Genomic DNA, 6,304 nt, shown 5'->3' with positions numbered 1-6,304 from the left:
TGTCACGCCGGGGGTCGCGGGTTCGAGTCCCGTCCACTCCGCCACTTATATTAAGCCTCAGTCGAAAGACTGGGGCTATTTTCGTTTCTACTGCGACGTTTCCCTGAAGAGTGTTTATACACCTAACTAGACTATTTCACATAATCCCTACTAAGCGAACTCTGCGTAATTACACACTAGGCTTTAATTAATTATAGGCCGGTGATGCTGTGGAAAGGCAATATGACCTACAAACAAGCCTAAGTAATCTATGGTATTCAAAGGCGTTCAACGACTTGAATCTTGATGAGAAAGAAAAAACGAATTGGAAGATGAAAGATTGAAGGAGCTCTTCATTAGCGAGGTGATGATTTTCGACGCTGAACATTTGATGAGTCTCAGAAAAAATATATCGCCAAAGGGTAAGAAGCGCCAGAACAGAGAGGGGTAGCTTAGCTCGAGGCTGTAAGCTATGCGGAATACTCACAAACGTCAAAGCTCAAACCCATTAAGAGAGTCGCTCTAGATCTAAGTGGTTATGTGCTCACTAGCGGTACTAGAAAATAGTTAAGTATTCCAAATGGATTATATGAAAAAGCCAACTGCTAAAGCGGTTGGCTTAGTATAAAAATCTCGACGTACTTTAGAGCGAGAAATGATGTCTAAAGAATACGTTTTAAAACACCATCTGCCTTTAGGCGGGTAATTTTTCTGACCAGTCGCTGTACCTCTATAGGATAGTCTTCTACTTTCTCTAATTGCTTATAAGTACAGATAAGGTGAGTATGCTCTAGAATACGCGAAACTTCGTCTTCAAACTTCTCAGTGAGCTTCGCATAATTGTCTTGTATGAGTAGCCCATTTTCTAGGTCGAGTGACCAAGCACGTGGATTTAGGTTATTCCCAGTAAGTAGCATATAGCGTTTATCAACCCAAATACCCTTAAGGTGGAAGCTGTTATTGTCATGCTTCCATAGGTGAATTGACAATTTACGTGCGGCGATATTCGCTTCATTGGCTTTCGCAAAGCGACGCAAATTCACTTCGTAAAGATATGGAAGTCCGCCAATGGTTTTAAAGTCTTCCTCAGGTGCAATGTAAAAGTCATTGGCGGTTTTATCGCCCACAACAATAGTTACTTTCACACCACGCTTCATGGCTCGTTTCACTTCACGATGAAGTGCTTTAGGGAAGTTAAAGTAAGGCGTACAAATGAAAATTTCGTCTTGGGCTGCTGCCAATAACTTTACAATCTGTTGATTGAGCAGATTACGGCGTTTGCCTAGCCCAACTAACGGAGTGACTTTTACACTTTCTTCTGTTGCAGCTTGGTCTTCAAACTTATAGTTGGCTTGAGCAAGAGAAGCCCTCAGTTGGCGAATCGCCGACTTTATTTCTTTGGTTTCTGGCTTATCTTTTCCTGCAAGATCATTAACGGCAGGGTGAGCAATCATTTCTTCCTGAATGAATTGCACCATTGAATTCGCTAAAGATTCATGTCGAATCACATGGTAACGATCAAATCGATAACGTTCATGATAATGGAGATAAACGTTATTTAAGCTCGCCCCACTGTAGATAACAGTATCATCGACAATGAAGCCTTTTAAATGCAGTACCCCAAAAACTTCTCTGCCACGCACTGGTATGCCATAGACAGGGATTGGGTGCTGGTACTTACTGGCATATGCTTTGTAAAGCGCTGAATTACCCTCAGATGTCTCCGCACCAATCAGGCCACGCTGCGCTCGATGCCAGTCGACACAGATATTGATGTCCAACCCAGGATTGCGCTGTTTCGCTTCATAAAGCGCAGTGAGAATTTCACGTCCAGCTTCATCATCTTCCAGATATAGAGCGACTAGGTAAATTCGCGACGTTGCTTTGCTGATAGCATCTAAAAGACGGGTTCTGAATGATTCTGCTGAATACAGAACATCAAAGTCTTCCGGATTGACAGCGAGACTTGGCAACTGTTCGAATGGATTCCTACTTACTATCATATCGGTATGAGTACCTTAGTTTAGTGCAATATTGCGAACCTGCCATTTTATCAAAGATATGATTTACCTGGCTACAAAAGCACGCGTTTTGATGTCGTTGAAGAGATGAATTGCATTGGAATGAGATCTTTACCGCTATCTACGTAACGTTGAAATGCCATTTTTAGCGGGTGTGGTAGCTCAGAGCAATCAATTGTTGTGAATCCATGCTTGGAATAATAGGATTCGAGATGTGTAAACGCGAAGCAATAATCGCCATCAGTGAAAACATTGTTTTTACAATGAGTTAGTAGTTTTTTTCCAATCCCTGTTCCCCTAACTTTCGGAATGACCAACATTCCTGTCAACAGACGAACTTTATCTACACCTTTTAAACGTAGTAACGCAATGATTTCACCCTTATGGCTTGCTGTAATGATCAATTCATCCTTTTTGGCTCGACCCGCAGGGTAATACGCTTTGTATAGTTTCTTAATGAGGGGGAGCTTGATGGGATTTAACACTTCTATGATTAATGAGTCTGGTATTGTCACTGCGGTTAAAAGATAACTAATGTAGAATGTCGACAGTTTAAGAGAATCTTATCTGGTGTTGCAAACCTACTATGCAAATTAAAACAAATGCGAGCCTAAAGGCTTACCATACTTTTGGAATTGAACAATCGTGTTCCTATTTAGCTATCGTTGAGTCGCTCGAAGATGTTATTGAGCTATTTCAAAACCCAAGATTCACCCATTTACCGAAACTTTTTTTAGGTAAAGGAAGTAATGTTCTTTTTACAGAACATTTTGAGGGATTAGTGATTGTTAATCGAATCATGGGTAAAGAAGTCACGGAAACGGATGAGCACTACCTATTACATATTGCCGGTGGTGAAGATTGGCCTGAATTGGTTTCCTGGTGTGTGAATCAGGGGATCGGTGGGATCGAGAACTTAGCTTTGATTCCAGGTTGTGCTGGCTCGGCTCCTATTCAGAACATTGGTGCGTATGGCCTAGAGCTAAAAGATATCTGTGATTATGTAGATGTTCTTGACCTAACTACGTTTGAAAACAAAAGAATGCACGCCCAAGACTGTGAGTTTGCCTATAGGGATTCCATATTTAAACATGCGTTGCACGGAAAGTGCTTTATCACCGCATTAGGGCTTAAGTTGGCGAAGCAATGGCAGCCGATTAACCAGTACGGCCCTTTACAAAGTATCCCAGAAGAACAACTCAGCCCTGCTTCTATCTTCGAACGAGTATGCCAAGTGCGAAAGGCAAAACTACCAGATCCAACCAAGATAGGTAACGCAGGTAGTTTCTTTAAAAACCCAGTGATCACGCAAGATCACTATGATCGACTCACAAAAAAATACCCTAACGTAGTGGCCTACCCAGCTTCTGGAGGAATGAAAATTGCTGCTGGTTGGCTTATCGATCAGTGTGGATTAAAAGGGAAGTCTGTACACGGTGCGCAGGTCAACCCTATGCAAGCTTTGGTTTTGACCAACATGGATAATTGTAGTGCAGATGACATTGTCGCGCTTGCTTCTTTAGTGAAGCAGACAGTATGGGACAAATACCAAATCATACTTGAGCATGAAGTACGCTTTCTCAATCGTACCGGGGAGACCAATTTGGCTCAGATCGAGGCATCTAGATGAGAAAAGATCACTCTACGAAACTTCATATTCTAAAGTTATTAAGTGATGGAGAGTTTCATTCAGGAGAAGCGTTGGGCGACGATCTTAATGTTTCTAGAGCGGCAATCGCTAAGCACATTAAAGGTCTTAGTGAATGGGGTATTGATATTTATCGAGTGCAAGGGCGCGGTTACCAATTAGCCTCACCATTGCAGTTGTTAGACGAGACTCTCCTTACCACTAGCTCGGAGTCACTTGTTGAACTCGTCCCTGTGATTGACTCAACGAATCAATATTTGCTCGACAGAGTCGCGGATTCGGAAAAGGGCCGTGTTTGTATTGCTGAATATCAAGCACAAGGGCGTGGTCGCCGCGGTAGACAATGGGTCTCACCGTTTGGCTCTAACTTATATCTCTCTATGTATTGGCGACTGGATGCAGGAATGGCTGCGGCAATGGGCTTGAGCTTGGTGATTGGGATTGCCGCAGTGGAAGCTTTGGAAGAAGTAGGCATGCAAGGTGTTAAACTCAAGTGGCCGAATGACTTGTATTATCAAGATAAAAAACTGGCCGGAATCTTGGTTGAAATGTCGGGTCAGGCCGGTGGGGCTGCTCATCTAGTGATTGGGATGGGCCTGAATATTGGAATGCCTGACGACCAGCCTGAGATTGACCAGCCATGGACCACGTTGAACCAAGTAAATCAGAGTCTCAAGAACGATAGAAATGTTCTAGCAATGACACTTATCAAGCATTGGAATTCCGCACTTGTCGAATATGAAATGAAAGGGCTTACTGGCTTTATCGAACGTTGGAATCGGTTAGACAATTTCCTTAATCGTCAGGTCAAACTGCTTATTGGTCCTAGAGAGGTATATGGCGTCGTTCGAGGCATCGATCATCAAGGTGGAATATTAATCGAAACCTCCCAAGGACTCGAGACTTATATTGGTGGTGAAATCTCGTTGCGTAAAAGTGACTAATCTTCGATTACTTTCGCAACGAGACTTTATCAACCAAGTGGTTAACGCCTTTGTGTAGAATCAAGTGGGCTCTCTCACGAGTTGGAAGAATATTCAATTCTAAATTGAGCCCATTAATATCATGCCAAATTTGCTTCGCTTTTTTCTTTGCGTCATCGACAGAGAGTTGTGTGTAGTGGCTAAAATAAGAGCCTGGTTTCGTAAAGGCCCCTTGGCGAAACTTTAAAAAGCGTTCTACATACCAATGTTCAATGGTCTCTGTTTCTGCGTCGACATAAATTGAAAAATCTAAAAAGTCAGAGACGAAGACACGATGCGGGTCATGTGGATAGTCCATTCCACTTTGCAGAACGTTTAAACCTTCAATAATAAGAACATCCGGTCTATCCACTTTTCTTAGTTCATCAGTAATGTCATACGTGATGTGAGAGTAGATGGGTACTTCAAGATCGGGCTTTCCTGCCTTTACGTCAGACATGAACTCGACTAAACGCTTGATATCATAGGATTCAGGGAAGCCTTTACGATGCATGATACCGCGTTCTTCTAGTACTTTTTTCGGATATAGGAAGCCATCTGTTGTAACCAAGGACACTTTGGGATGATTCTCCCAACGAGAAAGCAATGCCGTTAGAATACGAGCAGTCGTACTTTTGCCTACAGCAACACTGCCAGCGATACCAATTACGAAAGGGGGAGCATGTTCCTCTGTATTTAAGAATTGTTGTAATACGGAATTGCGGCTTTGACGAGCCTGGACATACAGATTCAAAAGACGAGACAAAGGAAGGTAGATCTCTACCGCTTCCTCCATGGTTAGGTTTTCATTAATGCCCTGAAGCGCAGTCAAGTCGTCTTCAGAAAGTGTCATCGGTACAGAGTTTCTTAACTCGGCCCAATTTGCACGGTCAAATGACAAAAATGGACTCATGGGTCTCTTTTATCCTTGGTTTAATAGAAGCAAGAACATACATCAAGCGAACTTCAAAGCAAACGACAAAGGTCGAAGTTTACTTTAAAAAAGCTAAGTTTGTACGAATTTGCAGCAAACGAATCTAAAAAATCGAAATTTATGATTTTTTTTCAAATTACTATTGCAACCTAGAAAATCATTCAATAGAATGCGCACCACTTATGCCGACTTAGCTCAGTAGGTAGAGCAACTGACTTGTAATCAGTAGGTCACCAGTTCGATTCCGGTAGTCGGCACCATTCTTTCCTTTAGTAGTCTGAATGGCTTGAAAATTTGGAGGGGTTCCCGAGTGGCCAAAGGGAGCAGACTGTAAATCTGCCGGCACTGCCTTCGATGGTTCGAATCCGTCCCCCTCCACCATATTCTTTAGGAAATAGCTCTCAGAGTTACGTGTTGCGGGCATCGTATAATGGCTATTACCTCAGCCTTCCAAGCTGATGATGCGGGTTCGATTCCCGCTGCCCGCTCCACTCTAATTTGAGTGCTGATATAGCTCAGGTGGTAGAGCGCATCCTTGGTAAGGATGAGGTCGGCAGTTCGAGTCTGCCTATCAGCACCAGCTCTCAAGTTTATTTCCTTTTGATATTAGATTTACCAATTATCTTTTTTTGGTTGCGTGGTCAATTTGGGCCACCTAAATCCGTACCTAGAGGGACCACTCATGTCTAAAGAAAAATTTGAACGTACGAAACCGCACGTTAACGTTGGTACTATCGGCCACGTTGACCACGGTAAAACA

The 6,304-nt window shown here is 42.8% G+C and carries 5 protein-coding genes and 4 tRNA genes; 6 read left to right on the top strand and 3 right to left on the bottom strand.

From position 1 onward, the window contains the following. Positions 1 to 641: 641 nt before the first annotated feature. Both pssA and R7Q11_RS24340 read right to left on the bottom strand, forming a co-directional pair. Positions 642 to 1,982 (bottom strand): CDP-diacylglycerol--serine O-phosphatidyltransferase, encoded by a 1,341-nt coding sequence (gene pssA, locus R7Q11_RS24345; protein WP_025768993.1) that lies wholly within the window; start codon positions 1,980 to 1,982, stop codon positions 642 to 644. Positions 1,983 to 2,053: 71 nt separating this feature from the next. Then, positions 2,054 to 2,485 (bottom strand): GNAT family N-acetyltransferase, encoded by a 432-nt coding sequence (locus R7Q11_RS24340; protein WP_017633746.1) that lies wholly within the window; start codon positions 2,483 to 2,485, stop codon positions 2,054 to 2,056. Between the two features lie 101 nt (positions 2,486 to 2,586). On the opposite strand from R7Q11_RS24340, the gene murB reads away from it, so the two are divergent. Next, positions 2,587 to 3,630 carry a UDP-N-acetylmuramate dehydrogenase gene (murB, locus tag R7Q11_RS24335; protein ID WP_053303319.1) on the top strand — a complete coding sequence of 348 codons (1,044 nt, stop codon included), beginning with the start codon at positions 2,587 to 2,589 and terminating at the stop codon, positions 3,628 to 3,630. After that, a complete protein-coding gene (gene birA / locus R7Q11_RS24330) occupies positions 3,627 to 4,592 on the top strand; it encodes a bifunctional biotin--[acetyl-CoA-carboxylase] ligase/biotin operon repressor BirA (protein WP_054579710.1) in 966 nt (321 codons plus the stop codon). Before murB ends, birA begins: the two co-directional genes overlap by 4 nt. Before the next feature lie 7 nt (positions 4,593 to 4,599). On the opposite strand, the gene coaA is transcribed toward birA, so the two are convergent. Further along, a complete protein-coding gene (coaA, locus tag R7Q11_RS24325; protein WP_005388683.1) occupies positions 4,600 to 5,523 on the bottom strand; it encodes a type I pantothenate kinase in 924 nt (307 codons plus the stop codon). 205 nt (positions 5,524 to 5,728) lie between these two features. Between coaA and R7Q11_RS24320 the strand changes: the two genes are divergently transcribed. The 4 genes from R7Q11_RS24320 to R7Q11_RS24305 all read left to right on the top strand — a co-directional run bounded on the left by R7Q11_RS24320 (position 5,729) and on the right by R7Q11_RS24305 (position 6,124). Then, positions 5,729 to 5,804: transfer RNA gene (locus tag R7Q11_RS24320), tRNA-Thr, on the top strand. A 36-nt stretch (positions 5,805 to 5,840) separates the two neighbouring features. Further along, positions 5,841 to 5,925, top strand: a tRNA-Tyr gene (locus R7Q11_RS24315). Between the two features lie 35 nt (positions 5,926 to 5,960). Continuing rightward, positions 5,961 to 6,035, top strand: a tRNA-Gly gene (locus tag R7Q11_RS24310). Positions 6,036 to 6,048: 13 nt separating this feature from the next. Next, a tRNA-Thr gene (locus R7Q11_RS24305) sits at positions 6,049 to 6,124 on the top strand. The last annotated feature ends 180 nt before the right edge of the window (positions 6,125 to 6,304 follow it).

The sequence above is a fragment of the Vibrio sp. 970 genome (assembly GCF_033339075.1).
Note: the sequence above shows the minus strand (reverse complement) of the source record. Positions and strands in the feature narration are given on the sequence as shown.